23 protein-coding genes are annotated in these 22,912 nt (G+C 70.8%); 10 read left to right on the forward strand and 13 right to left on the reverse strand.

Going from position 1 to position 22,912, the window contains the following annotated elements; all coding sequences use genetic code 11:
* Positions 1–427: 427 nt before the first annotated feature.
* The 5 genes from dnaG to carA form a co-directional block, all read right to left on the reverse strand.
* Positions 428–2,341, reverse strand: coding sequence for a DNA primase (dnaG, locus tag PHZ_RS14260; RefSeq protein WP_012523123.1), 1,914 nt, complete (start codon positions 2,339–2,341; stop codon positions 428–430).
* A 93-nt stretch (positions 2,342–2,434) separates the two neighbouring features.
* Positions 2,435–3,298, reverse strand: coding sequence for an RNA polymerase sigma factor SigJ (gene sigJ, locus PHZ_RS14265; RefSeq protein ID WP_012523124.1), 864 nt, complete (start codon positions 3,296–3,298; stop codon positions 2,435–2,437).
* An 11-nt stretch (positions 3,299–3,309) separates the two neighbouring features.
* Entirely contained in the window at positions 3,310–3,858 is a 549-nt protein-coding gene (locus PHZ_RS14270; protein ID WP_012523125.1) for a hypothetical protein, read from the reverse strand.
* A 22-nt stretch (positions 3,859–3,880) separates the two neighbouring features.
* Entirely contained in the window at positions 3,881–4,276 is a 396-nt protein-coding gene (locus PHZ_RS14275) for a hypothetical protein (RefSeq protein ID WP_012523126.1), read from the reverse strand.
* A gap of 108 nt (positions 4,277–4,384) precedes the next feature.
* Positions 4,385–5,554 (reverse strand): glutamine-hydrolyzing carbamoyl-phosphate synthase small subunit, encoded by a 1,170-nt coding sequence (gene carA, locus PHZ_RS14280; RefSeq protein WP_012523127.1) that lies wholly within the window; start codon positions 5,552–5,554, stop codon positions 4,385–4,387.
* 72 nt (positions 5,555–5,626) lie between these two features.
* On the opposite strand from carA, the gene PHZ_RS14285 reads away from it, so the two are divergent.
* From PHZ_RS14285 to PHZ_RS14295, 3 genes are all read left to right on the forward strand, one after another.
* Positions 5,627–6,058, forward strand: coding sequence for a DUF1330 domain-containing protein (locus PHZ_RS14285; protein ID WP_012523128.1), 432 nt, complete (start codon positions 5,627–5,629; stop codon positions 6,056–6,058).
* Between the two features lie 63 nt (positions 6,059–6,121).
* Complete coding sequence (locus PHZ_RS14290; RefSeq protein ID WP_041374251.1) at positions 6,122–6,364, forward strand: DUF1272 domain-containing protein; 243 nt, start codon at positions 6,122–6,124, stop codon at positions 6,362–6,364.
* Positions 6,365–6,417: 53 nt separating this feature from the next.
* The gene (locus tag PHZ_RS14295; RefSeq protein WP_012523130.1) at positions 6,418–7,113 is read left to right on the forward strand and encodes an HAD family hydrolase; all 696 of its coding nucleotides are present in this window, start codon (positions 6,418–6,420) and stop codon (positions 7,111–7,113) included.
* Positions 7,114–7,130: 17 nt separating this feature from the next.
* Here the strand turns inward: PHZ_RS14295 and PHZ_RS14300 are convergent, their stop codons facing one another.
* From PHZ_RS14300 to PHZ_RS14320, 5 genes are all read right to left on the reverse strand, one after another.
* Positions 7,131–7,859: an anti-sigma factor gene (locus tag PHZ_RS14300; protein ID WP_012523131.1), complete on the reverse strand. Its 729-nt coding sequence runs from the start codon at positions 7,857–7,859 to the stop codon at positions 7,131–7,133.
* Positions 7,856–8,407 carry a sigma-70 family RNA polymerase sigma factor gene (locus PHZ_RS14305; RefSeq protein ID WP_236611839.1) on the reverse strand — a complete coding sequence of 184 codons (552 nt, stop codon included), beginning with the start codon at positions 8,405–8,407 and terminating at the stop codon, positions 7,856–7,858. Before PHZ_RS14305 ends, PHZ_RS14300 begins: the two co-directional genes overlap by 4 nt.
* A 56-nt stretch (positions 8,408–8,463) precedes the next feature.
* Positions 8,464–8,880 carry a cupin domain-containing protein gene (locus tag PHZ_RS14310; protein WP_041373562.1) on the reverse strand — a complete coding sequence of 139 codons (417 nt, stop codon included), beginning with the start codon at positions 8,878–8,880 and terminating at the stop codon, positions 8,464–8,466.
* Between the two features lie 68 nt (positions 8,881–8,948).
* Complete coding sequence (locus PHZ_RS14315) at positions 8,949–11,996, reverse strand: TonB-dependent receptor domain-containing protein (RefSeq protein ID WP_012523134.1); 3,048 nt, start codon at positions 11,994–11,996, stop codon at positions 8,949–8,951.
* Between the two features lie 217 nt (positions 11,997–12,213).
* Complete coding sequence (locus PHZ_RS14320; RefSeq protein WP_041373563.1) at positions 12,214–12,444, reverse strand: hypothetical protein; 231 nt, start codon at positions 12,442–12,444, stop codon at positions 12,214–12,216.
* Positions 12,445–12,695: 251 nt separating this feature from the next.
* Between PHZ_RS14320 and carB the strand changes: the two genes are divergently transcribed.
* Positions 12,696–15,986 carry a carbamoyl-phosphate synthase large subunit gene (gene carB, locus PHZ_RS14325; protein WP_012523135.1) on the forward strand — a complete coding sequence of 1,097 codons (3,291 nt, stop codon included), beginning with the start codon at positions 12,696–12,698 and terminating at the stop codon, positions 15,984–15,986.
* 202 nt (positions 15,987–16,188) lie between these two features.
* Positions 16,189–16,362 carry a hypothetical protein gene (locus PHZ_RS23165; protein ID WP_183281839.1) on the forward strand — a complete coding sequence of 58 codons (174 nt, stop codon included), beginning with the start codon at positions 16,189–16,191 and terminating at the stop codon, positions 16,360–16,362.
* 12 nt (positions 16,363–16,374) lie between these two features.
* Here the strand turns inward: PHZ_RS23165 and PHZ_RS14330 are convergent, their stop codons facing one another.
* A complete protein-coding gene (locus tag PHZ_RS14330) occupies positions 16,375–16,893 on the reverse strand; it encodes a GNAT family N-acetyltransferase (RefSeq protein ID WP_012523136.1) in 519 nt (172 codons plus the stop codon).
* A 65-nt stretch (positions 16,894–16,958) separates the two neighbouring features.
* On the opposite strand from PHZ_RS14330, the gene PHZ_RS14335 reads away from it, so the two are divergent.
* Together PHZ_RS14335 and PHZ_RS14340 are read left to right on the forward strand one after the other, a co-directional pair.
* Positions 16,959–17,732: a glucose 1-dehydrogenase gene (locus PHZ_RS14335; protein WP_012523137.1), complete on the forward strand. Its 774-nt coding sequence runs from the start codon at positions 16,959–16,961 to the stop codon at positions 17,730–17,732.
* A 9-nt stretch (positions 17,733–17,741) separates the two neighbouring features.
* Positions 17,742–18,242, forward strand: coding sequence for an AAA family ATPase (locus PHZ_RS14340; RefSeq protein WP_012523138.1), 501 nt, complete (start codon positions 17,742–17,744; stop codon positions 18,240–18,242).
* 18 nt (positions 18,243–18,260) lie between these two features.
* On the opposite strand, the gene PHZ_RS14345 is transcribed toward PHZ_RS14340, so the two are convergent.
* Complete coding sequence (locus PHZ_RS14345) at positions 18,261–18,893, reverse strand: glutathione S-transferase family protein (protein ID WP_012523139.1); 633 nt, start codon at positions 18,891–18,893, stop codon at positions 18,261–18,263.
* 194 nt (positions 18,894–19,087) lie between these two features.
* Here PHZ_RS14345 and greA point away from each other — a divergent pair, with 194 nt between their 5' ends.
* The 3 genes from greA to pseG are packed head-to-tail and all read left to right on the forward strand — an operon-like array spanning position 19,088 to position 21,644.
* Positions 19,088–19,561 (forward strand): transcription elongation factor GreA, encoded by a 474-nt coding sequence (greA, locus tag PHZ_RS14350; protein WP_012523140.1) that lies wholly within the window; start codon positions 19,088–19,090, stop codon positions 19,559–19,561.
* A gap of 11 nt (positions 19,562–19,572) precedes the next feature.
* Positions 19,573–20,553 carry a mitochondrial fission ELM1 family protein gene (locus PHZ_RS14355; RefSeq protein WP_012523141.1) on the forward strand — a complete coding sequence of 327 codons (981 nt, stop codon included), beginning with the start codon at positions 19,573–19,575 and terminating at the stop codon, positions 20,551–20,553.
* 44 nt (positions 20,554–20,597) lie between these two features.
* Positions 20,598–21,644, forward strand: coding sequence for a UDP-2,4-diacetamido-2,4,6-trideoxy-beta-L-altropyranose hydrolase (pseG, locus tag PHZ_RS14360; RefSeq protein WP_012523142.1), 1,047 nt, complete (start codon positions 20,598–20,600; stop codon positions 21,642–21,644).
* On the opposite strand, the gene PHZ_RS14365 is transcribed toward pseG, so the two are convergent.
* Positions 21,641–22,831 carry a glycosyltransferase family 61 protein gene (locus PHZ_RS14365; protein WP_041373564.1) on the reverse strand — a complete coding sequence of 397 codons (1,191 nt, stop codon included), beginning with the start codon at positions 22,829–22,831 and terminating at the stop codon, positions 21,641–21,643. The two genes, pseG and PHZ_RS14365, sit on opposite strands and share 4 nt — an antisense overlap.
* Between the last annotated feature and the right edge of the window lie 81 nt (positions 22,832–22,912).

The raw sequence follows: 22,912 nt of genomic DNA on the forward strand, positions 1-22,912 counted from the left end.
TCTCCGGCATGGGCGTCCCCGTCTCCTGCAAGACGCGGGCCCGAGATAATGTGCGGCGTTCAAATGCTTAGGGGCCGCGACGTTACGACCCGTATTCCGCCAAATTCGTTCCGTTTTGATCGTGCGTGTTCAGGCGCCCGCTCCACTGGCCGCAGCTCCGCCACGACCGAGCGACCGCGAAGGTCGCCCCCCGCAGCGCAAGCCCTGGGATCACCGCGCATCGAGGGAGGCATCCGCTTTAAAGGTGGGCGCGCCCGAAAGGTCGCAGCGGCCCGGTCGATGCCTGTCAACAGCGCGCTAAATCCGCACGCCGCCAGATGGCAAGCCGAGTCCCGCAAGTCAAGGCGCCCCCGCGTCCGGCCGAGGCGAATGAATTCGTTCGAGGATTTGCGGCAGTCCCCGTGCCAGTGCGGATTCGCCGCACCCCTCAATGGGGCAGCACCGGCTTGTCGTGCGCCTCGCCGGCCCAGTCCGAGTTGACCAGCTTGCGCAGGTGGTCCCGCTCGGCCTTCAGGTTGATCAGGGCCGCGGCGGCGCTGGGATCGCGGGCCATGTCGCCCACGGCGCTCGCCACCGCCCGCTCCAGGGCCTCCAGCTTCATCAGGAGCTCGAACGCCTGGCTCCACAGCGCCCGGACCCGGTCGCGGGCGGCCGTGGCGTCGAGGAACGGGGCGCTCACGCCGGCGCGCCGGGCGTCCCGCTCCAGCTTGGCGATCAGCTCCTGCGACACCCCGCGGGAGCGCAGGCGGCGCACCACGCCGTCGAACTCGGCCTCGTCGGTCTCGTAGCGGATCTGCACCAGCGCCTGGGCGATGGCGTCCAGCCGTTCGTCGCCGAAGCCGCGGGCCCCCACCAGCTCGATGGAGTTGTCGATCAGGCTGGGATCGTGCAGCGCCGCGACCGCCAGGGCCGCCGCGAGCGGCCGGGGCGAGGCCTTCAGGTCCTGGGCCGCCTGCTTGGTCTCGGGGCTCGCGCCGGCCAGCGCGCCCTTCTTGGCCCAGCGGTGACGCGACAGCTCCCGGCCGGCCGCGCCCACGGTGTAGACCGGCTGCTGGGTGGGCCACAGCTGCTCGAACCGGCCCAGCAGGTCCTCCTTGTAGGCCTGCGCCAGGTCCGGATCGGCGATCGTGGCGGCGAGCTTGCGCAGGCGCACCTTCAGCGCGGTGCGCCGCTCGGGCGTGTCCAGCGGCTCCAGGTCGCGCTCGCGCACGAACAGCGCCTCGGCGAACGGCGTGGTCTTCTCCAGCTGCGACTTCAAGGCCGCGGGGCCCTGCTCGCGCAGCACGTCGTCGGGGTCCTTGCCCCCCTCGACCAGGGCGAACTTGAAGCTCTTGCCGGGCTTCAGCAGCGGCAGCGCCCGGTCGATGGCCCGCCCGGCGGCCTGCCGGCCCGCCCGGTCGCCGTCGAAGCACAGCGTCGGTTCGGGATGGTGGCGCCACAGCACCTCCATCTGCTCCTCGGTCAGCGCCGTGCCCATGGGCGCGACGGACGGAATGCCCGCCCGTTGGCAGGCGATCACGTCCATGTAGCCTTCCACCACGACCAGCGGCGGCTCGTCGCCGGTCGGCGCCGCGGCCAGGATCTTCCGCGCCTCGGAGAGGCCGTAGAGGTTGTTCCCCTTGTGGAAGACCACCGTCTCGGGGCCGTTCAGGTACTTGGCGCGGGCGTTCGGGTCCATCGCCCGGCCGCCGAACGAGACCACCCGGCCGCGGGCGTCCAGGATCGGGAAGATGATCCGGTCGCGGAAGCGGTCGTAGGGCGCGCCGCCGTCCTCGGGGGCGATCAGCAGGCCCGCCTCGACCAGCTCGGCCGGACGGGCGCCCTTGGTCACCAGATAGTCCTTCAGCGCGGTGCGGCCCGAAGGCGAGAAGCCCAGGCGGAACCTCGCCCATTCCTTCTCGGGCAGGCCGCGCTTCTCGAGGTATGCGCGGGCGTCGCGGCCCACCGGCCGTTTCAGCTCGGCCTCGAACCACTGGGCGGCCAGCTCCAGCCAGTCGGCGAGGCCCTGGCGCTTCTTCTCGACCTCGGCGCCGCGCGGGTCTGCCGCCGGCAGCGCCAGCCCCGCCTCGGCCGCCAGCTTTTCCACCGCCTCGGCGAACGAGAGCCGCTCGGTCTCCTGCAGGAAGGTGATGATGTCGCCGGTCTTGCCCGACGAGAAATCGAAGAACTGGCCCTTCTCGTCGTTCACGAAGAACGAGGGGGTCTTCTCCTTGTTGAACGGCGACAGGCCCACGTACTCGCGGCCCTGCTTGCGCAGCTTCACGGTCTTGCCGATCACGTCGGACGGCCGCAGCCGTCCCTTGATCTCTTCGATGAAGCGCTCGTCGAACCGCCCGACCATGGGAAACCGCTACCACCTTGCGCGGCGAGGGCCTGTGGATGAGTCGCGCGCGCCTGTGGATGATAGCGCCGAAACGGTGCGACGAGTCGGTCGCTAGCGGAGATGCGCCAGCTTCTCCGGATTGCGCATGATGTAGATGGCGGCGATCCGCCCCTCCTCGTCGGGCTGGAAGGCGAACGTCTGGGGCCCGTCCTCCAGCCGCAGCAGCAGCCCCGGATAGCCGTTGATCCGCACCGTCTCGTAGGCGCCGGCGCCGTAGTAGGCCGGATAGCGCCAGCGGACCCCGCGCAGCAGCGACATCACGTCATCCCGGCCGACCAGCACCCGAAGCGCCGCCGTCCGCTTGCCGCCGCCGTCGCTGACGAGGATCGCGTCCTCGGCCAGCAGCGAGGAGAGCGCGCTCGCGTCGGCGGTGAGCGCGGCGTGGGCGAACGCCTCGGCCAGCCGCACGGCCTTCTGGTGGTCCACCGAGAACCGGGGCCTGGCGTCCTGCACGTGGGCCCGCGCGCGGCTGGCGAGCTGGCGCACGGCCGCTTCCGAGCGGCCGAGGGTCTCGGCGACCTGGGCGTAGTCCTGTTCGAACACGTCGTGCAGCAGGAACACCGCCCGCTCCAGCGGCGAGAGCCGCTCCAGCGCCAGCAGGAAGGCCACCGAGACGTCCTCGGCCCGCTCCACGGGGTCCTCGGTCAGGGGCTCGATCAGCGGCTCGGGCAGCCAGGGGCCGCGGTAAGCCTCGCGCTCGGCCTTCGCCGCCCGCAGGCGGTCGATGCACAGGCGGGTGGTCGCGCGCACGAGCCAGGCGGCGGGATCGGCGATCCCCTCCCCGGCCCGCGTCCAGCGCAGCCAGGCGTCCTGCACGGCGTCCTCGGCCTCGGCGACCGAGCCCAGCATGCGGTAGGCCAGCCGATTCAGCCGCGGCCGGCTGGCCTCGAAGGCGTCGGTGAGGACGGCGTCCATGGCCCGCGATCCTACGCCGCCAGCCGGCGCGGGGCGATGGCTTCGCCGCCGACCGTGACGCGGGAACAGGCCTTGCCGTAGCCGAGGGCGTACTTGAGCGTCGGGTACATGCGCGAGGCGGTGATCGCGAGCGAGATGGCGACCAGCGCCGGATCGCCCCAGCGGCGCACGATCTCGTCGCGGAGCGGGTCGCAGGCCTCCATGTCGCGAGCAAGGCTCGCCCTGGCGAAGCGCCAGGCCAGCGCCGCCGTCTCGCCCATCGCCGACTCGTCGCCGTCCAGGAGGGCGCGGAGGACCGCCGGATCGACGCCGTTCTCGACGGCGATGTCGCAGGCGATCTGGGTGCAGGGGCCGCAGTCCTCGGACATCGTGCCGACCAGGCCGGCGGCGACCAGCGCCTCGGCCGGCGCCGCCCTGACATCGGCCGCGCGGGTCCCGAAGCCGAACTTCATCAGGCTGGCCGGGCTCGCCCGCAGCACGTGGCGCATATAGGCGGCATCGTAGCCGTAGCGCCGCTCGAAACCGTCGATCCAGCGCGAGAGGCAGGCTCTCAGGAGCATGTCGTTCTCCTCGGTCATGGGCTCAGCGAGGCGCAGGTCTGCGGACGAGCGCGAGCAGCAGGGGGATGGCGGCCAGCAGGTAGACGCCGACGAAGTCCTGCCGCACGTCGGCGAGCGGGCTCGTCCCGCAGGCGGCGTCATAGACGTGGATGGCGGCGTGGAAGGTCAGGAAAGCCGCGCCGGCGGCCATGGCCGGCCAGCCCTGGCGCGGTCGCCAGGCGAACCAGGCCAGGCCGAGGGCCGCGACCAGGTAGGCCGCGCCGATGTCCCGGACGAAGTGGGGATTGAACGGGCCGGTCGCCGGCACGCCGGGAACCGCGTCATACCAGGCCAGGGGCCCGAAGAGCATGGCCAGGCCATTGGCGCCCAGCACCGCGGCGGTCAGGCCCGCCAGCCATCGATCCCAGTTGCGCGCCACGCTGCGCCTCCCTCGTCCACGCCCCTAGGACGGAGGAGGGTCGGCCGGTGTGACACGGCGGCGGCGGATTTTTTTCTCTCCCCTCCCAGGCGGGAAAGGACGCGCGGCCTACCGCTTGCCGTCCATCAGGCCGGCGAACCGTTCGAACAGGTAGAGGCTGTCGGTGGGGCCGGGCGAGGCCTCCGGGTGGTGCTGCACGGAGAAGACCGGCTTGTCCGTCAGGGCCAGGCCCGCGTTGGTGCCGTCGAACAGGCTGACGTGGGTCTCGACCACGGGGGCCGGCAGGCTGTCGCGGTCGACGGTGAAGCCGTGGTTCATCGAGACGATCTCCACCTTTCCGGTGGTGAGGTCCTTCACGGGATGGTTCGCGCCGTGGTGGCCCTGGTCCATCTTCACGGTCTTGGCCCCGAGCGCGAGCGCCAGCATCTGGTGGCCCAGGCAGATGCCGAAGACCGGCTTGCCGCTGTCCACCAGCTTGCGGATCTCGGGCACGGCGTACTCGCCCGTGGCGGCCGGGTCGCCCGGGCCGTTCGACAGCAGCACACCGTCCGGATTGCGCTTCAGGATGTCCTCGGCGGGCGTGTTGGCCGGCACCACCGTCACCCGCGCCCCGACGGACGTCAGCGCGCGCAGGATGTTGCGCTTCACGCCGAAGTCCATGACCACCACGTCGTACTTCGGCTGCTCGGGGGCCTTGGCGTAGCCCTCCTCCCAGCTCCACAGGCCCTCCTCGTAGACGAACGGCTGCAGGCACGAAGCGTCCTTGGCCAGGTCGAGCCCGACGAGGCCGTTCCATTCGCGCGCCTTGGCCACCAGGGCGTCCAGGTCGAACTTGCCCTCGGGGTCATGGGCGATCACCGCGTGCGGCATGCCGTGCTCGCGGATCCGGCGGGTCAGGGCCCGGGTGTCGACGCCGGCCAGGCCGACGACGCCGCGGCGGGCCATCCACGTCTCCAGATCGGCGTCGGCCCGCCAGTTGGCCGGGCGGGTGGGGACGTCGCGGAAGATCGCGCCGCGGGCGGCCGTCTCGGCCGAGCCCGACATCTGCTCGATGTCCTGCACGTTGGTTCCCACGTTGCCCACGTGCGGGAAGGTGAAGGCCACGATCTGGGCCATGTAGGAGGGGTCGGTGAGGATCTCCTGGTACCCGGTCATGGCGGTGTTGAAGCACACCTCGCCGACGGCCTCGCCGACCGCGCCGACGCCGATCCCCTGGAGGACGGTCCCATCCGCGAGCGCGAGCACGCCAGTTGCGCCGGGCAGCAGTTCGCGGCTCATGGGGTCTCTCCTTGTAGGCAAACGGCCGCGTAGGTAGTGACTCGCGCCTACGTGGTCAATCGGAGGGACGCTATGGCGCACATCGATCCGGAACGCGAGGCCTGGGAGGCGTTCAAGTCGCTGCCGCGCGACCAGCCGATCCACATGCTGAACCTGATCCGGCTGAAGCCCAAGGCCGAGTATCCGGAAGGCCACCCCGACCACGGCAAGGACCTGACCGGGCTCGACGCCTACCGCGCCTACGGCCGGACCACGGCCCCCATCTTCAAGCGCCTGGGCGGGCGGCAGGTCTGGGCAGGCAAGCCGCAGGTGATGGTGACGGGCCCGCAGTCCGAGGCCTGGGACCTGGCGTTCATCGCCGAATACCCCAACGCCGACGCCTTCATCGCCATGGTCCGCGATCCCGAATACCGCGAGCTGGTGCAGCACCGCACCGCCGGCGTGGCGGACTCGCGCCTCCTGCGCCTGTCGCCGCTGGAGCCCGGCGAAGGGTTCGGGGAGTAGTCGGCAGGAATCGAGGGAAACCTGTCCTTTCCGCCGCGCGGCGGTTGGATCATGCTGACCGCCATGCTGGCCCTGCGACCCAACTGCGAATGCTGCGACCGCGACCTGCCGCCCGACAGCCGGGAGGCGCGGATCTGCACCTTCGAATGCACCTTCTGCGCCGACTGCGCCGAGAGCCGCCTCGGCGGCGCCTGCCCCAACTGCGGCGGCGAGCTGGTGCGCCGCCCGATCCGCCCGGCCGCGGCCCTCGCCCGCTTTCCGGCCCAGGTCGAGCGCGTCCTCAAGGCCCACGCCGCCTGCGCCTGACGGCGCACCGCCCGAGATTGCGCACCGCCGGGGACGCGCCGTAAGAGCGCGCCATGCGCATCACCACGGTCGGCCTCGATGCCGACGACACGCTCTGGCACAACGAAGGCATCTTCCGCCTGACCCAGGACCGCTTCGTCGCGCTCATGGCGCACCTGGCCGATCCGCAGGACCTGATGGCCAAGCTGCGCGACGTCGAGAAGCGCAACCTGCGGCTCTACGGCTATGGCGTGAAGGGCTTCACGCTCTCGATGATCGAGACGGCGATGGAGCTGACCGGCAACGAGGCGCCCAGCCGGCTGATCGCCGAGATCCTGGCCGCCGGGCGCGAGATGCTGACCCATCCGGTCGAGCCGCTGCCGGGCGTCGAGCAGGCGCTGGCCGACCTCGCCCAGGATTACCGGCTGGTGCTGATCACCAAGGGCGACCTGCTGCACCAGGAGCAGAAGCTGGCGGCCTCGGGCCTCGGCGAACTGTTCGTCGCCGTCGAGATCGTCTCCGAGAAGGACGCGGGCACCTACGAGCGGGTGTTCGCCCGCCACGGCGCGGGCGCAGCCCGGGCCGCCATGTGCGGCAACTCCATGCGCTCGGACATCCTGCCGGCGCTGGAGGCGGGCGCCTATGCGGCCTACGTCCCTTATGAGCTGGTCTGGGAGCACGAGGTCGCCGACGCCCCGGAGAACCACCCGCGCTTTACGGAGCTGTCCAGCCTCGCCGAGCTGCCGGCCTGGCTGCGGGCGCTGACCTAGGGCCGGATCCGGCCCGGCTAGATGCGGCCGAGCGCGCCGCGGGCCGCGATCGGGCCGCTCGGACCCTGGGGATCCGTGGAGCCGCCCGGCGGCTCGACCGAGACGGCGAGTTCGGCGCCCTCCGAGACCATCCGGTCGAGGGTCTCCGGCATCGGCATGGCCCGGGACGTCCCGGGCTCGACCATGCCGAGCGAACGCGGCTTGCCGTCGCCCGGGATCAGCCAGAGCTGGTGCACGTGCAGCGGATCGGTCCCCGGCGGCACCAGGGAGGTGACGATCAGCGCCTTCCGCTGCGGGTCGTAGGCGGCGACGAACAGCGGCTGCACGCCGCCCGCCTGCGGCATCAGGCTGGCGTTCAGCAGCGGCCCCGGCTGGGCCGGCGGGGCCTGGATCACGGTCGGCGGCCGGTTGGCGACCACCACGACGGCCGCAAGGCTGGCGGCGGCCAGGCCGAAGCCGCCCATGGCGGCGGCGCGCCAGAATCTCAGCCGCCGCACGGCGCGGGGATTGTCATTGGCCGGCAGGCGCCTGGCGATCCGCTCCCACAGGCCGGCGGGCGGGGCGACCGGCGTCACGCCGTCCACCAGCGGCGCGAGGCGGATGCGCCAGGCGTCCACCTGGGCCGCGAAGACGGGATCGCGGGCCATCCGGACCTCGGCCTCGGCGCGCTCGGCGCCGGTCAGCACGCCCAGCGCGTGCTCGGCGGCCAGGGCCTCGAGGCCTTCCAGTTCGGGCGCTTCGCTCATTGCTCCAGGCACCCCCGGAGTTTGGCGAGACCGCGGCGGATCCAGCTCTTCACCGTCCCCAGCGGCGTCTCCATCCGCCGGGCCAGCGCGTCATAGGTGACGCCTTCGAAGAAGGCGGTGCGGATGACCGTCTGCGTCCGCTCGTCCAGTTCGCCCAGGCAGGCGGCCAGGCGCGCCCGGTCGTCGGCGGCCGACAGCAGGGCCTCGGCGCCCACCTGGCTCTCGTCGGCGATCTCGAGCTCTTCCACCGGCTCGGCCCGGGCCATCGGGCCGCGCGCGCGGAGGCGGTCGATCGCGCGGTTGCGGGCGATGGTGGCGATCCACGTCATGACGCTCGCCCGGGCCGCATCGAAGCGGTCGGCGCGTCGCCAGATCGTGACGTAGACCTCCTGCAGCACGTCTTCGGACTCCTCGCGGTCGGCGAGGATACGCAGGCAGACGCCAAATAGCTTCGAGGAGGTGGCCTCGTACAATTGTCGCAGGGCCTCGCGGTCGCCATCGGCGATGCGCGGCATCAGCGCGGCCAGGGAGTCGGTCGATGTCGCCACGGGGGGCAAGCTGCCCGCGCCCGGAGACTTGCGCAAGGAAATGGTGCGGCTTGCCGCTAGGGCCTGGGGACGGTGACGGCCGCGCCGGGCGGCGCCTGGTCGATGGTCAGCAGGCGCACCGGCTCGTCTCCGACGACGACGCCTTCGTGCCACTGGTCCACGGAGTCCACCAGCCAGTCGCCGGGGGCCGGCTCGCTGACCGTCCCCGTATCGAGGTGGGTGACCTTCAGGCGGCCCGACAGCACCTGGACGATCCGCGGGTACGGGTGCTTGTGCGGCGGCAGGCGTTCGCCGGGGGCGATCGTCGTCTCCGAGACGGTCACCCGCACCGGGCCGGACGGCGGCGAGATCGGCTGGCCGGTGAGGGTGGCCTCGATCACGGCGATGGGCCTGACCAGCGGCCCGACGGCCGGCTGGGCCGCGGCGGGCGCGGCCAGCAGCGAGAGGGGGATGAGAACGGCGAAGCTGCGCATCCGCAAAGGATGCGCAGCTCGCGGTCGTCTGCTCAAGCCGCCGGAGCGGCCAAGCCTGGAAGCCGGGCCTAGAAGCTGGCCTTCAGGCCCACGTAGAAGAACCGGCCCAGCGGCCCCACGGGCGTGGCGCCCGAGGTGAAGGCGGCGGCGCCGGTCGAGTTCACGCCGGTCGTGCCGCGGTCGGGCAGCTGGTTGGTGAAGTTGTTCACCCCGCCGTAGAGGGCGTATCGGTCCTGCAGGTTGTACTGCACCTGGATGTCGTGGGTCGCCCGCTCCGAGTAGTACCAGTACTCCTCGGGCACGTAGTTCGGGCTCGAGGCGCGGCGCTCGTCGGTGTAGCGCTTGGTCTCGTCGAACCAGTTGAACCCGTAGTTGACCATCAGGTCGTTCCACATCCAGGTCAGGTCGAAGTTGGCCTGCCACTTGGGCGCGCCCACGTAGCCCAGCTCGCTCGACGGATCGGCGCCCTCCACCTCGGTGAACTCGAGCTTGGTGGTGCGGTTGGCGGCCAGCGCGAGCTGGAATTCGCCGATATCCCGCGACAGGCCGAAGTCCGTCGGACGGAAGCGGTACTGGGCCACGAAGTCGAAGCCCTCGGTCTCGTACTTCGAGACGTTCACCGAGTACTCCTGGAACGAGTCCACGAAGCGGGTGGACGCGTCGCGGGTGAACAGGTTGCAGAAGTCGTTCGGCTGTTCGAGGTCGTAACAGCTCTCGATGATGGTGTTGGCGGTGAACAGGTTCACCGCGTCGGTCAGCCGGATGCGGTACCAGTCCAGCGAGAGCGACAGGCCGGGCGCGAAGCGCGGCGTGAAGACCGCGCCGAGGGTCCAGGTGTCGCCCTTCTCCGGGCCGAGGTCCGGGTTGCCGCCGACCACGCCTTCCACCGACGAGGAGGTGGTGTTGATGAACTGGGTCGCGATCGGGTCGAAGCCCAGGTCGGCGATGCAGTTGGCCAGGCGGTACTGGCTGCCCGCCTCGACGTTCCGGTAATCGCACGGGTCGGTGATCGTGCGGAACGTCTGGGTCTGCGGCAGGAACAGCTCGTTGATGTTCGGCGCGCGGACCGCCCGGGCGCGGCTGCCGCGGATCATCAGGTCGTCGTTGACCCGCCACTGTCCGCCGAGGTTCCAGGTGTTGGTCGTGCTGATCGTCGAATAGTCCGAGAACCGGTAGGCGGCGTTCACGTCCAGCGACTGGACGAACGGCAGGTCGCGCAGGACCGGGACCGCCAGTTCGCCGAACAGCTCGTAGACGTCGAACGCGCCGGTGCTGATCGCGCCCTGGCCGAGCCAGGTGACGTCATAGCCGTACTGCGCGCCCAGCAGCTCCTCGTCCGAAGGCGTGAAGCGGCTCTTCTCCTTGCGGTACTCGGCGCCCAGCACGAAGCCGACCGGGCCGGCCGGCAGGCGGAAGAAGGCCTCGGTGTTGCCCGAGACGTAACCGTTCAGCACGTGCTGCTCGATCTTGGCCGAGGAGCGGGCGACGCCGTTGATCCAGGCGCGCGCCTCGTCCGAGACGCTCTCGCCGAAGATGTTCACCGGCACGCAGCCCGAGGCGTTCGGCGCATAGGCTCCCGCCCAGGCGGCCGCGTCGATGCCGTTGCCGTAGAGATCGCCGTACGGGATGGCCGACGGATCGAGGCTGGAGCGGCAGACGATGTTCCCGCTGGCCGGGTCGCGCACCGCGTCGATGGCGGCGAACCAGCGCAGGTTGTTCCGGTTGTTGAGCTCCCGGTTGTCTTCCTTGGTCTGGCCGTAGGTGTAGGACAGGCTGTAGGCGATGTCGGGGGTGAAGTCCCCTTCCAGGCCGATCACCGACCGGAAGGTCTCGCGCTCGACGTCGCGGCGCACCTGGCCGAGGTCGAAGTTGTCGCGGCCCACCAGCACGCCCGGATCGGGCAGCCAGGAATCGGCCGTCGCCAGCCCGCCGGGCGCCAGCGCGCTCTCGCGGATGCTCTCCGGCATGAACGGATTGTCGATCGGAACGAAGATGCCGTAGTCGAACGTCGGCTGGGACGTGAAGGACGTCCTGGCGTTGTTGTACTTGAACTCGCCGAACAGGCGGTGGTTGTCGGTGAGCTCGAACGTGCCGGCCACGTAGCCGGTCCAGCGCTCCAGCCCCGGCAGCAGCTCGGTCTGGAAGAGGTCGGTGGGCGTGCCCGAGCCGCCGATCATCGAGAAGCCGCCGGCGTACAGGCCGTCGCGCCAGGGCTGGCCGTTGCCCTGGAAGTTGGCCCCCGAGATCGAGTCCGAGTTGTTGTTCGAGAAGACCGCGCCACCGGTCGCGGTGTCGATGTAGCGCACGTCGCGCGCGAAGCTGAGGTCGTAGGTCCCCCACACCGAGGCGTCGAGGCCGTCGTTGTAGCGCATGGGGTTGTTGACCAGCACCTCGCGCGAGCCCGGACGCGAGAACTTGCGGTCGCGCGGATCGATGGCGTCGGTGTTGGAGTACTCCAGGGCCGCGGTCACGTTCGCGCGGCCGTCGAGGAAGTTCTTGCCGCCGACGGCGCTGATGAAGGCGGTCTCGCCGCCGCCGAGGTCGGACCAGCCGTATTGCGTACGGACGTCCAGGCCCTCGAAGTTCTTCTTGGTGATGAAGTTGACCACGCCCGAGACGCCGTCGGCGCCGTAGACGGCCGAGGCGCCGCCGGTCAGCACTTCGACCCGGTCGATCAGGGCCACCGGGATGGCGTTGGTGTCGACCGAGGAGGTGCCGGGATCGCCCGCCACGTGGCGGCGGCCGTCCACCAGGACCAGGGTGCGCTTTTCGCCCAGGTTGCGCAGGTTGAGCAGGTTCAGGCCGACCGAGCCGCGGTTGCCGGCGTTCGCCAGGTCCTGGCTGTCGGTCGAGCCGACCAGCGCCGGGTAGCTCTGCATCAGGTCGGTGACATTGGTGAGGCCGGAGCGTTCGATCGCCTCGCCGGTGACGGTGCTCACCGGGGCGGGGGCGGTGAAGTCCTGCAGGCGGATGCGCGAGCCGGTGACCACCAGCTCCTCGACGGCGACGTCGGCGGCCGCGTCCTGGGCCGCGGCGGGCTGGGCGGCGGCGAGCGCCGCGAGCGCCGCGGCGCTGGAGAGGATGGAGGAGGCAAGAAGGCTCGGCTTGAAGATCATGGCGCTATCCCGGCAAGGTCCAAAGGACGCCCGCCGACAACACCACGCACCGCGCTTCAGTCCCGGACACACGTCCGCCCGACGAGCGATCGCCGGGCGGCGCTAAATTGCAGCAAATCCGTTAAGTTTCTGCAGCTTTTCGGTCACAGTCGGGACATACTGCCGTTCGACATCACTGACATGACGTCGTTATACGGCGATGTTAGCTTGACTATACTTAAGCGGCCGCGGCGACCTTGCGGGGCTTGCGCGAGGCGGCGCGCTTGGCCTTGGCCCGATCCAGCCGCGCCTGACGGCGCTGTTCGGCCTCTTCCTCGAGCTTGGGCAGCAGTTCGGCGGCCGCGGCCTGCTGCTTCTCGTCGCCCTGGTCGCTCAGCCGGCGCGCGTTCGCCAGCAGGTTCACCACCTCGTCGTCGCTCAGGGTGGGGATTCTTTCGAGCAGGGTCATGGCGTCTCCGATCGCAGGGCGCGCCGGCCAGCGCGCTGTCACATGGAGATAGTCCCCCAGCCGGGAGTTAGTTGCGGGATTCAAAAGATAATTTTCCGGGAACCCGGCGTTTGCGCGCGTCATCTTGCGCGCCCGCCCGCGGAGTCGCTTGCGTGGGCGCGTGCGCGTCTCTAAACGGGCGCCTTAACCTGCAGTTCGAACCGGTGTCGGGCGCGCAAGCCGCGCGGCCCGCCCTTGCGCGCGAAAAGAAGATGCCCAAACGCACCGACATCTCCTCGATCCTGATCATCGGCGCGGGGCCGATCGTCATCGGCCAGGCCTGCGAGTTCGACTACTCGGGGGTCCAGGCCTGCAAGGCGCTGCGCGCCGAGGGCTACCGGATCGTGCTGGTGAACTCGAACCCGGCGACGATCATGACCGATCCGGAGATCGCCGACGCCACCTACATCGAGCCGATCACCCCCGAGATGGTCGAGAAGATCATCGCCAAGGAGCGCCCCGACGCCCTCCTGCCGACCATGGGCGGCCAGACGGCGCTGAACACGGCCCTGGCGCTGGAGCGCACCGGCGTTCTGGCCAAGTACGGCGTCGAGATGATCGGCGCCCGCGCCGACGTGATCGACAAGGCCGAGGACCGGCAGAAATTCCGCGACGCCATGGACGCCATCGGCCTGGAGAGCCCCCGCAGCCAGGTGGCGCACACGCTGGAAGAGGCCATGGCGGGCCTGGAGCAGGTGGGCCTGCCGGCCATCATCCGGCCGTCGTTCACCCTGGCCGGGACCGGCGGCGGCATCGCCTACAACGTCGAGGAGTTCAAGGAGATCGTCGAGCGCGGCCTCGACCTGTCGCCGACCACCGAGGTGCTCATCGAGGAGAGCGTCCTGGGCTGGAAGGAGTACGAGATGGAGGTGGTCCGCGACCGGGCGGACAACTGCATCATCGTCTGTTCCATCGAGAACGTGGACCCGATGGGCGTGCACACGGGCGATTCCATCACCGTGGCCCCGGCGCTGACGCTCGCCGACAAGGAATACCAGCGCATGCGCGCTGCCTCGATCGCCGTGCTGCGCGAGATCGGCGTCGAGACCGGCGGCTCGAACGTGCAGTTCGCCGTCAATCCGGCCGACGGTCGGATGGTGGTGATCGAGATGAACCCGCGGGTGTCGCGGTCCTCGGCCCTCGCCTCCAAGGCCACCGGCTTCCCGATCGCCAAGGTCGCCGCCCGCCTGGCCGTCGGCTACACCCTGGACGAGCTGATGAACGACATCACCGGGGCGACCCCGGCCTCGTTCGAGCCCAGCATCGACTACGTCGTCACCAAGATCCCGCGCTTCGCCTTCGAGAAGTTCCCGGGGTCCGAGCCCTACCTGACCACCCAGATGAAGTCGGTCGGCGAGGTCATGGCCATCGGCCGCACCTTCGCCGAGAGCCTGCAGAAGGCCCTGCGCGGCCTCGAGACCGGCCTGACCGGCCTCGACGAGATCGCCATCGAGAACGCCGACGACCCCGAGATGGGCCACGCGGCCGTCGTGCGCGCCCTCGGCACGCCGACGCCCGACCGCCTGCGGGTGATCGCCCAGGCCTTCCGCGCCGGCCTCACCTGCGACGAAATCCAGGCGGCGTGCAGCTACGAGCCGTGGTTCCTGCGCCAGATCGAGACCATCGTGAAGGAGGAGGCCCGCATCGCCGCCGAAGGGCTGCCGACCGACGCGGCCGCCTTCCGCCGCCTGAAGGCCCTAGGCTTCTCGGACGCCCGGCTCGCGAAGCTGACGCACCTGACCGAGAAGGAGGTCCGCGAGCAGCGCCGCGCGCTCGGCGTGCGGCCGGTGTTCAAGCGCATCGACACCTGCGCCGGCGAGTTCCGGGCCGATACACCGTACATGTACTCGACCTACGAGACCGGCGCGCTGGGCCAGATCCCCGACTGCGAGAGCGAGCCGTCGGACCGCAAGAAGGCGATCATCCTCGGCGGCGGGCCGAACCGGATCGGCCAGGGCATCGAGTTCGACTACTGCTGCTGCCATGCGGCCTTCGCGCTGGACGAGATCGGCGTGGAGTCGATCATGGTCAACTGCAACCCCGAGACCGTCTCCACCGACTACGACACCTCGGACCGGCTCTATTTCGAGCCGCTGACCGCCGAGGACGTGCTGGAGCTGATCGACGTCGAGCGTGCGCGCGGCGAGCTGCTGGGCGTCATCGTCCAGTTCGGCGGCCAGACGCCGCTGAAGCTGGCCCAGCCGCTGGAGGACGCCGGCATCCCGATCCTGGGCACCAGCCCCGACGCCATCGACCTGGCCGAGGACCGCGAGCGCTTCCAGCAGCTGCTGCACAAGCTGAAGATCGCCCAGCCGGTGAACGCCATCGCCCGCAGCCGCGAGGAGGCCTTCGCCGCCGTCCACAAGGTGGGCTACCCCGTGGTGATCCGTCCGTCCTACGTGCTCGGCGGCCGGGCCATGGAGATCGTCCGCGACGACGAGCAGCTCGAGCGCTACATCACCACCGCCGTGCAGGTCTCGGGCGACAGCCCGGTGCTGATCGACCAGTACCTGTCGCGGGCCACCGAGGTGGACGTGGACGCCCTCTGCGACGACGCCGGTCAGGTGTTCGTCGCCGGCGTGATGGAGCACATCGAGGAGGCTGGGGTGCATTCGGGCGACTCCGCCTGCTCCCTGCCGCCCTACTCGCTGAAGGCCGAGACCATCGCCGAGCTGAAGCGCCAGACCGAGGCCATGGCGCGGGCGCTGAGCGTGCGCGGCCTGATGAACGTGCAGTTCGCCATCGAGGACGCCCAGGGCCCCGAGCCGCGGATCTACGTCCTGGAGGTGAACCCGCGCGCCAGCCGCACCGTGCCCTTCGTGGCCAAGACCATCGGCCGGCCGCTGGCGGCCATCGCCGCCAAGGTGATGGCCGGCAAGAAGCTGGCCGACTTCGACCTCGCCGTGAAGGACTACGACCACGTGGCGGTGAAGGAGGCGGTGTTCCCGTTCGCCCGCTTCGCCGGCGTCGACACGGTGCTCGGCCCGGAGATGCGCTCGACGGGCGAGGTCATGGGCCTGGACTGGGTGCGCCCGGGCGAGGACGCCGGTCCCGCCTTCGCCCGCGCCTTCGCCAAGAGCCAGCTGGGCGGCGGCACGGTGCTGCCGAAGACCGGCTGCGTCTTCGTCTCGGTGAAGGACTCCGACAAGCCGTGGATCGTCGAGCCGGTGAAGATCATGCTGGCTCAGGGCTTCCGCGTCCTCGCCACCTCCGGCACCTCGTCCTTCCTCGCCGAGCAGGGTCTGGCGGTGGAGCTGGTCAAGAAGGTCCTGGAGGGCCGGCCGCACATCGTGGACGCCATGAAGAACGGCGAGGTGCAGCTCGTCTTCAACACCACCGAGGGCAAGCAGTCGCTGCTGGATTCCTTCGAGATCCGGCGTACGGCGCTGATGGGCAAGATCCCCTACTTCACGACCGCGGCCGGCGCCCTGGCGGCGGCCCGGGCGATCGCGGCCACCGCCGAGGCGCCGCTCGAGGTCCGGCCCCTGCAGAGCTACGCCTGAGCTACACTGAAGCTCACAAACCCGTGTTCGGTGATTCATTGACCGGCAAGAACCCCGCGGGCAGAGTCGTCTCATCGCCTGGTTGAGTCAGGCGTTGAGGGCTCGCCCCGGCGGCCCGTTGCTGAACCCGGGGCGAACCGGCGGCGCCTGCCGCAGCCTGGCGTGGAGTCTCAAGCTCCACAACAGATTGCGAGGAAGCGTCATGCATACCGAGCCGCACCACGGCGAGACCCGCCCCCACAAGAACAAGCACCTGGCGGAGCGTTTCGAGGGCATGCTGGGCACTGTGATGGTGGTCGCCATCGTGTTGCTCGCCATCGGCCTGATCTACGGAATCATGACCACGGGCGACACCACGCCCCGCTGGATGCAGTGATCCGCTGAGGGCCTAGACGGCCCGCGCCAGGACTAGGTCGTCGTAGGCGCTGGAGCCGACCTGGAATGTCCGCACGCCCGCCCTTTCGAAGCCGTGGCGGGCGTAGAAGGCGATTGCGCGCTCGTTCCCGCCGTGCACCCCCAGCAGCAGCCGGCGGGCGCCCATCAACCTGGCCTGCTCGATCGCGGTTCCCATCAACCGGGCGCCCACGCCCGTCCCCTGCAGCCGGTGGAGCAGGTAGATGCGCTTCAGCTCCACGTCGTCCGGCCCCGTGGGGATCGGTAGATCCGGCGGCGAGAGCATGATGTAGCCGACAGGCGCGCCGCCGCCGGCCGCCTCGGCGAGCCAGAACCCATAGCCCGGTTTGCCCAGCCATCCGGCGTAGCGGGCGGCCGCATGCTCGTTCGCGCAGTGGTGCAGCATGTCGGCGCGCGGCATGAAGTGGGCGTAGGTCTCGAGGAAGGTCGCCTGTCCCACCAGCGACAGCGCCGCCGCGTCCTCGGGCTCGCAGGCCCTGATCTCCACTTCCATGCCCCGCCCCTTAGCCGACGCTGGGGAACCCGTGCTAGCCCTGTGCGAAAATGCGGGAGGACGGCATGAGCGGACGGGTGGAAGGCAAGATCGCCCTGGTCACGGGCGGGGCGAGCGGCATCGGCCGCGGCTGCGCCGAGCGGCTGGCGCAGGAGGGGGCGAGCGTCGTCGTCACCGACATCCAGGACCACCTGGGCGAGGAGGTCGTGCGCAGCCTGGGCGGCGCCGCCGTCTACCTGCGCCATGACGTCACGGACGAGGACGCCTGGATTTCCGTGATCGGAGAGGTGAAGTCCCGCTTCGGCCGCCTCGACGTGCTGGTGAACAACGCCGGCATCGGCCTCGGCTGCCCGGTCACGGACATGACGCTGGCCGACTGGCGCAAGCAGACCGCGGTGAACCTCGACGGGGTGTTCCTGGGCGTGAAGCACGCCCTGCCGCTGATGCGGGCCGGCGGCGGGGGCAGCATCGTGAACATCTCCTCCGTGGCGGGTCTGTCGGGCGCGCCGAACCTGGCCGGCTACTGCGCCACCAAGGGCGGGGTGCGGCTGTTCACCAAGGCCGTGGCCCTGGAGTGCGCCGCCCTGAAGGACGGGGTCCGCTGCAACTCGGTGCACCCGGGCGTCATCGAGACCCCGATCTGGACCACCGTGGTCGGCGGCCAGCCGGGGGTGAACGAGCCGCCGGACCTCGACGCCATGACCGCCATGTTCGTGCCCATGGGCGTGAAGGGCTTCCCGAAGGACATCGCCGAGGGCGTCCTGTGGCTGGCCTCGGACGACAGCCGCTACGTCACCGGCTCCGAACTGGTCATCGACGGCGGGATCACGGCGCGCTAATCGGGCCCCATGTCCGCCACGCTGCACGCGATCTTCGGCCCTTCGGGCGCCGGCAAGACCACCTACGCCCACGCCTTCGCCCGCCGGGAGCGGGCGGTGGCGTTCATCCTCGACGAATGGATGGCGCGCCTCTTCGCCCCCGACATGCCGGAACCGCTGGAATACGAGTGGATGATCCAGCGGGTGCAGCGCTGCGAGGCGCAGATCTGGTCCACGGCCGCCGCCGTCCTGGCGACGGGGACCTCGGTGATCCTGGACATGGGCCTGATGCGCAAGACCGACCGCGACCGGGTGCGTGAGATCGCCGAGGGCGCGGGCCTGCCGCTGCAGTTCCACTACGTGACCGCCTCCCCCGAGGTCCGCCGCGCGCGCGTCGCCGAGCGGAACGTCGTGCGCGGCGAGAACTTCGCCATCGAGGTGACGCCGGACATGTTCGAGTTCGTCGAGGGGATCTTCGAGATCCCCGACGCGTCGGAACTGCAGGGCGCGATCGTCAGCGAGAGCGCCTGATCGCCCCCTCGCCCGCTCCTAGGCGAGCTGCGGGAAGAGCTGCGGCGGCCAGGTGGCGTCGGCGGCCCGGTGATAGGCCTCGCGCGCCGTCAGGCGGGCGTTGTAGTCCACGAGCGCGGCGTGCTCGGGCAGCACCTTGCGGTGGAGCAGGAACGAGACCGTCGCCCCCAGGACCACGTCGGCGGCGCTGAACCGCTCGCCCAGCAGGTACTTGCGCTCCATCAGCACCGAGGACAGCACCTCGACCATGTCGTCGAAGGCGCCGAACCCGGCCTGGAAGCCCGAGACCTCGATATCCTGGCCGTGCAGGAGGGCCACGGGGTCCACCACGGCGGTCGAATAGACCATCCACTTCAGGTAGGCGCCGCGGTCGGGGTCCTCGATCTTGGGCGCCAGCTTCCCGTAGCTGTACCGGTCCGCCAGGTAGATGGCGATGGCGGGGTTCTCGCTGACCACCACCTCGCCGTCGGTCAGGGTCGGCACCTTGCCGGCGGGATTGAGCCGCAGGTATTCGCGCGACTTCTGCTCGCCCTTGCGGATGTCGATCGTCTTCACCTCGAAGGGGACGCCGATCTCCTCCAGCAGCCAGTAGGCGGTGAAGGCCCGGCTGGCGGGCGAGTGGTAGAGGGTGACCCCGCGCTTGGCGGCCATGGCGTGCTCCCGGGCTTGGCCTTAGCTAGTCGCGCAGAGGCCCCGCCGCCACCCGCCAGGGACCAGAATAACGCCGCTTGGCGGCCGGGCTTGAATTTCGCAGCGCACAATCCTAACCTTTCCGCCCCCGGACGCCTGCGCCCGCGGCCGGCCTACCGACAACTCACCTAGGGCGAACTCGAGTCATCACCTCTATGGAAAAAGTCCCGATGACCGCCGAGGGCTACAAGGCCCTCGACGAAGAGCTGAAGCGTTTGAAGACGGTGGAGCGGCCGGCTGTGATCGCCGCTATCGCCGAGGCGCGCTCGCACGGCGATCTCTCGGAGAACGCGGAGTATCACGCCGCCAAGGAGCGCCAGGGCTGGATCGAAGGCCAGATCGCCGAGATCGAGGACAAGATGGCCCGCGCCCAGGTGATCGACGTGTCCAAGCTGTCGGGCGAACAGGTCAAGTTCGGCGCCACGGTCTCGCTCATCGACGAGGACACCGAGGAAGAGGCCCGCTACCAGATCGTCGGCGAGCACGAGGCCGACGTGAAGGCCGGCCGCGTCTCGGTCACCTCGCCCATCGCCCGCGCCATCATCGGCAAGGAGACCGGCGACGTCGTGGAGGTGAACACCCCCGGCGGCGTGAAGGCCTACGAGATCACCAAGGTGGAGTGGGTCTGACCCACGCCTGAATGGCGACGGCGAGCCCGCCTCCCCTGACCATCTGGGCCGTCTCGGACGGCCGGGCGGGCATCGAGGCCCAGGCCCTGGGCCTCGCCGAGGCGGTGGCCCGCCGGCGGCCCGCCACGGTGGTGCGCAAGCACGTCCGCTGGAAATGGGGCCTCGGGCGGCTGCCGGCCCGGCTCATTCCGATCGCCGCCCTGGACGGCGACATCCTTCCGCCCTGGCCCGACATCTGGATCGCCACCGGCCGGGCCACCCTGCCCCTCTCGCGCCGGATGCGCGCCTGGAGCGGGGGCCGGACCTTCGTGGTCCAGACCCAGGACCCGCGCGGGGACCTTGCGGCCTTCGACATGGTCGTCCCGCCCGAGCACGACGAACGCCAGGGCCCGAACGTCTTCCCGATCCTCGGCGCGCCCAATCGGCTGACGCCGCAGAAGCTGGCCGACGAGCTCGGGGCCTTCCGCGCGGCCATCGATCCCCTGCCCCATCCGCGCATCGCCGTGATCGTCGGCGGCAAGTCGCGGGCCCATGACCTGCCGCCCGACCGGGCCGGGGCCCTCGCCCGCGACATCGCCGACGCAGTCGAGGCGAGCGGCGGCTCGCTCCTCCTCTCGTTCACGCGCCGGACGCCCGCCGAGGCGCGGAAGATCCTGGCCGAGGCGCTGAAAGGGCTGCCGGGGATCATCTGGGACGACCGGCCGCCCAATCCCTATTTCGCCTTCCTGGCGGCGGCCGACGCCGTCCTCGTCACCGAGGACTCCACCAACCTGGCCACGGACGCGGCGGCCACGGGCAAGCCGGTCCATGTGCTGGCCATGGCGGGCGGCAGCGGCAAGTTCGCCCGCTTCCACGCCGCCCTGCGCGCCCGCGGGATCGCCCGGCCGTTCCAGGGCCGGATCGAGACCTGGAGCTATCCGCCGCTCGCCGAGACCGACCGGGCGGCGGCCGAACTGCTCGCCCGTTACGACGCGCGCCGCATTTCCGCCTGAGGGGCCTTTGCATTTGCGGCGGCGATGGCCTTTCCTCCGCCCCCATGAGTCTTCCGCCCGGTCCCCGCATCCTGTTCGTGGTCGACGCCGGCCAGAAGGTCGGCGGCGGCCATGTCATGCGCTCGCTGACCCTGGCCAAGGCGATGGAGGCGCAAGGCGCCAGCTACGCCTTCCTCGGTCCGCCCGCCGCCGATGAACTGCTGGAGACCTTCGCGCCGGACGCCCCCCGCCTGCCGGCCGCCTCGGCCGAGCCCCGCGACCTCGCCGCCGCCGTGGGCCGTGAGCAGTTCGACGCCATCGTCTTCGACCACTACCAGCTGACCGAGCGCGACCACCGCGCCATGGCCCAGGGCCGGCCCGTGATGGTCATCGATGACCTGGCCGACCGGCCGCTGGGCGCGGACCTCGTCCTGGATTCCGGCCCCGAGCGGAAGGCGGCCGACTACGACGGCCTCGTCCCCGACGGTGCGCGCCTGCTGCTGGGCCCGTCCTTCGCCCCCGTTCGCCCCGAGTTCGCCGCCCTGCGCGAGCCGGCGCTGGCCTGGCGGGGCGAGCCCGTCCAGCGGCTGCTCGTCTCCATGGGACTGACCGACGTGGGCGGGATCACGGCGCGCGTCGTCGAGCGCCTGCGCCCGCGGATCGGCGACTGCGGCCTCGACATCGTGACCGGCGCCGGCGCGCCCAGCCTGCCGGGGCTGACCAAGGTCGCCCGCCGCGACCCGCGGCTGATGCTGCACGTAGACACCCCGCACATGGCCCGGCTCACCGCCGAGGCCGACATCGGCGTGGGCGCGGCCGGGTCCACGACCTGGGAGCGCTGCACCCTGGGCCTGCCGTCGATCATGGTGGTGCTGGCCGACAACCAGCGCCCCGCCGCCCGGTCCCTGGCCGAACGCGAGGCGGCGATCGTCATCGAAGCCGACGCGCCGGACTTCGACGCCGCCTTCGACCGGGCCGTGATGCGCCTGCTGCGCGACGCCGACCTGCGCCGCAGGCTGGCAGGGGCGAGCGCCGAGATGTGCGACGGCCTGGGCGCCGGCCGCGCCGCCGAGGCCTTCCTGAAACTGATCGCCGCCCGGCAGGCCGCCTAGGCCGCCAGCGCCTCGGCCCGCTCGACCGCCTCCAGCACGTCCTTCACCTCGACGCGGTAGTCCTGGTGCAGCGCGAGCGGGTCGAAGGGATCGTCCAGAACCTTCTCCTGCAGTCCCACGGCGTGGACCACCGGCCCCGCGCCCGCGGCCGCCGCGATGCGCCGCCAGTACCAGTAGGCGGTCAGCCTGAAGCGGGGCATCAGGACCACCGTTGGGCAGTCCGGGCGGCAGAACGCCAGGTTGACCACCCCCGCCCCGGTGGCGCCCACGACCATGCCGGCGCCGGAATAGGCGGCGACCTGCTCGTCCGCCGTGAGCCGCTCCGGCTCCAGCACCTGGAAGCCGCGCGCGACCAGGGCGGCCTCGATCTCGGCCTCGTTGACCAGCCGGCGGAGCTTGGTGTTGCGGCGGATGAACAGCCGCGGGCGTGCGCCGCCCGCCTGCACGCCGGCGGCCTGGCGCAGGGTCTCGACCATGCCCGCCAGCGCCCGTCCGCCGAAGGCGCCGTGCGAGAAGTCGCCCTCCAGCCCTGGACGCAGCTTGTAGGGTGCGTAGCCGGCGGGCGAGACGTTGTGCAGCACGCCGACGCGCAGGACCTCGTCGGGCGCGAGCTCCACAAGGGTGACGTCGGCGCCGGCGACCATGCGGACGGTCCGCAGCATGTTGGCGTGCAGGCCGGCGTCGATGACGAACGGGATCTTCCGCCGCGCGGGATCACGGGCGAAGGCGGCGATGCGCGGCAGGACCTCGGTGATCCAGTGGGCGTAGTTCGGAGCCGCCGCGTCCACGAACGAGGCCGCCTCGGGGAGCCAGCCCACGCCGAACGGGTCGCAGGGCGTCCAGCCCGCCTCCCCCCGCTCGCGACGCAGGATGAGGCGCGAGTGGAATTCCTCCGGCATCATCTCGGACCCGAGCTCCATCAGCCCGTGCCGGACCACGCCGTCGGCCGTCGAGATCACGTTCGATGCGCCGCGCACCACCGCGTCGCGATAGGTCGTCACCGTCACGGCCGGGAAGTCGTAGGCCAGCGGCGCGGGATCGTAGAAGCCGGGTTCGAGGGCGCCGACCATGATCGGCGCGCCCCCCTCGATCCGGTCGGCGTCCAAGATCGTCTCGCCGGGGAGGCCCGCACGGCGGGCGTAGTCCGGCTCCCCCATGAACGGCATGAACTGGAGTGAGACCTGCATTGTCCGCCTCCGGGGCCGTGGTGACTTCGCCTGGGGATCAGCCGATCATCGGCTAGGGATTCCCTGATTCCCGCAGGGGGC

This window comes from Phenylobacterium zucineum HLK1 (assembly GCF_000017265.1).
Taxonomy (GTDB): Bacteria; Pseudomonadota; Alphaproteobacteria; order Caulobacterales; family Caulobacteraceae; genus Phenylobacterium; species Phenylobacterium zucineum.

What these genes read in the sequence shown, in the direction of transcription:
- dnaG (WP_012523123.1), bottom strand. Translation starts at nt 2,341, where the DNA reads ATGGTCGGGCGGTTCGACGAGCGCTTCATCGAAGAGATCAAGGGACGG.
- sigJ (WP_012523124.1), bottom strand. Translation starts at nt 3,298, where the DNA reads ATGGACGCCGTCCTCACCGACGCCTTCGAGGCCAGCCGGCCGCGGCTG.
- PHZ_RS14270 (WP_012523125.1), bottom strand. Translation starts at nt 3,858, where the DNA reads ATGCTCCTGAGAGCCTGCCTCTCGCGCTGGATCGACGGTTTCGAGCGG.
- carA (WP_012523127.1), bottom strand. Translation starts at nt 5,554, where the DNA reads ATGAGCCGCGAACTGCTGCCCGGCGCAACTGGCGTGCTCGCGCTCGCG.
- PHZ_RS14285 (WP_012523128.1), top strand. Translation starts at nt 5,627, where the DNA reads ATGGCGCACATCGATCCGGAACGCGAGGCCTGGGAGGCGTTCAAGTCG.
- PHZ_RS14290 (WP_041374251.1), top strand. Translation starts at nt 6,122, where the DNA reads ATGCTGGCCCTGCGACCCAACTGCGAATGCTGCGACCGCGACCTGCCG.
- PHZ_RS14295 (WP_012523130.1), top strand. Translation starts at nt 6,418, where the DNA reads ATGCGCATCACCACGGTCGGCCTCGATGCCGACGACACGCTCTGGCAC.
- PHZ_RS14300 (WP_012523131.1), bottom strand. Translation starts at nt 7,859, where the DNA reads ATGAGCGAAGCGCCCGAACTGGAAGGCCTCGAGGCCCTGGCCGCCGAG.
- PHZ_RS14310 (WP_041373562.1), bottom strand. Translation starts at nt 8,880, where the DNA reads ATGCGCAGCTTCGCCGTTCTCATCCCCCTCTCGCTGCTGGCCGCGCCC.
- PHZ_RS14315 (WP_012523134.1), bottom strand. Translation starts at nt 11,996, where the DNA reads ATGATCTTCAAGCCGAGCCTTCTTGCCTCCTCCATCCTCTCCAGCGCC.
- PHZ_RS14320 (WP_041373563.1), bottom strand. Translation starts at nt 12,444, where the DNA reads ATGACCCTGCTCGAAAGAATCCCCACCCTGAGCGACGACGAGGTGGTG.
- carB (WP_012523135.1), top strand. Translation starts at nt 12,696, where the DNA reads ATGCCCAAACGCACCGACATCTCCTCGATCCTGATCATCGGCGCGGGG.
- PHZ_RS23165 (WP_183281839.1), top strand. Translation starts at nt 16,189, where the DNA reads ATGCATACCGAGCCGCACCACGGCGAGACCCGCCCCCACAAGAACAAG.
- PHZ_RS14330 (WP_012523136.1), bottom strand. Translation starts at nt 16,893, where the DNA reads ATGGAAGTGGAGATCAGGGCCTGCGAGCCCGAGGACGCGGCGGCGCTG.
- PHZ_RS14335 (WP_012523137.1), top strand. Translation starts at nt 16,959, where the DNA reads ATGAGCGGACGGGTGGAAGGCAAGATCGCCCTGGTCACGGGCGGGGCG.
- PHZ_RS14340 (WP_012523138.1), top strand. Translation starts at nt 17,742, where the DNA reads ATGTCCGCCACGCTGCACGCGATCTTCGGCCCTTCGGGCGCCGGCAAG.
- PHZ_RS14345 (WP_012523139.1), bottom strand. Translation starts at nt 18,893, where the DNA reads ATGGCCGCCAAGCGCGGGGTCACCCTCTACCACTCGCCCGCCAGCCGG.
- greA (WP_012523140.1), top strand. Translation starts at nt 19,088, where the DNA reads ATGGAAAAAGTCCCGATGACCGCCGAGGGCTACAAGGCCCTCGACGAA.
- PHZ_RS14355 (WP_012523141.1), top strand. Translation starts at nt 19,573, where the DNA reads ATGGCGACGGCGAGCCCGCCTCCCCTGACCATCTGGGCCGTCTCGGAC.
- pseG (WP_012523142.1), top strand. Translation starts at nt 20,598, where the DNA reads ATGAGTCTTCCGCCCGGTCCCCGCATCCTGTTCGTGGTCGACGCCGGC.
- PHZ_RS14365 (WP_041373564.1), bottom strand. Translation starts at nt 22,831, where the DNA reads ATGCAGGTCTCACTCCAGTTCATGCCGTTCATGGGGGAGCCGGACTAC.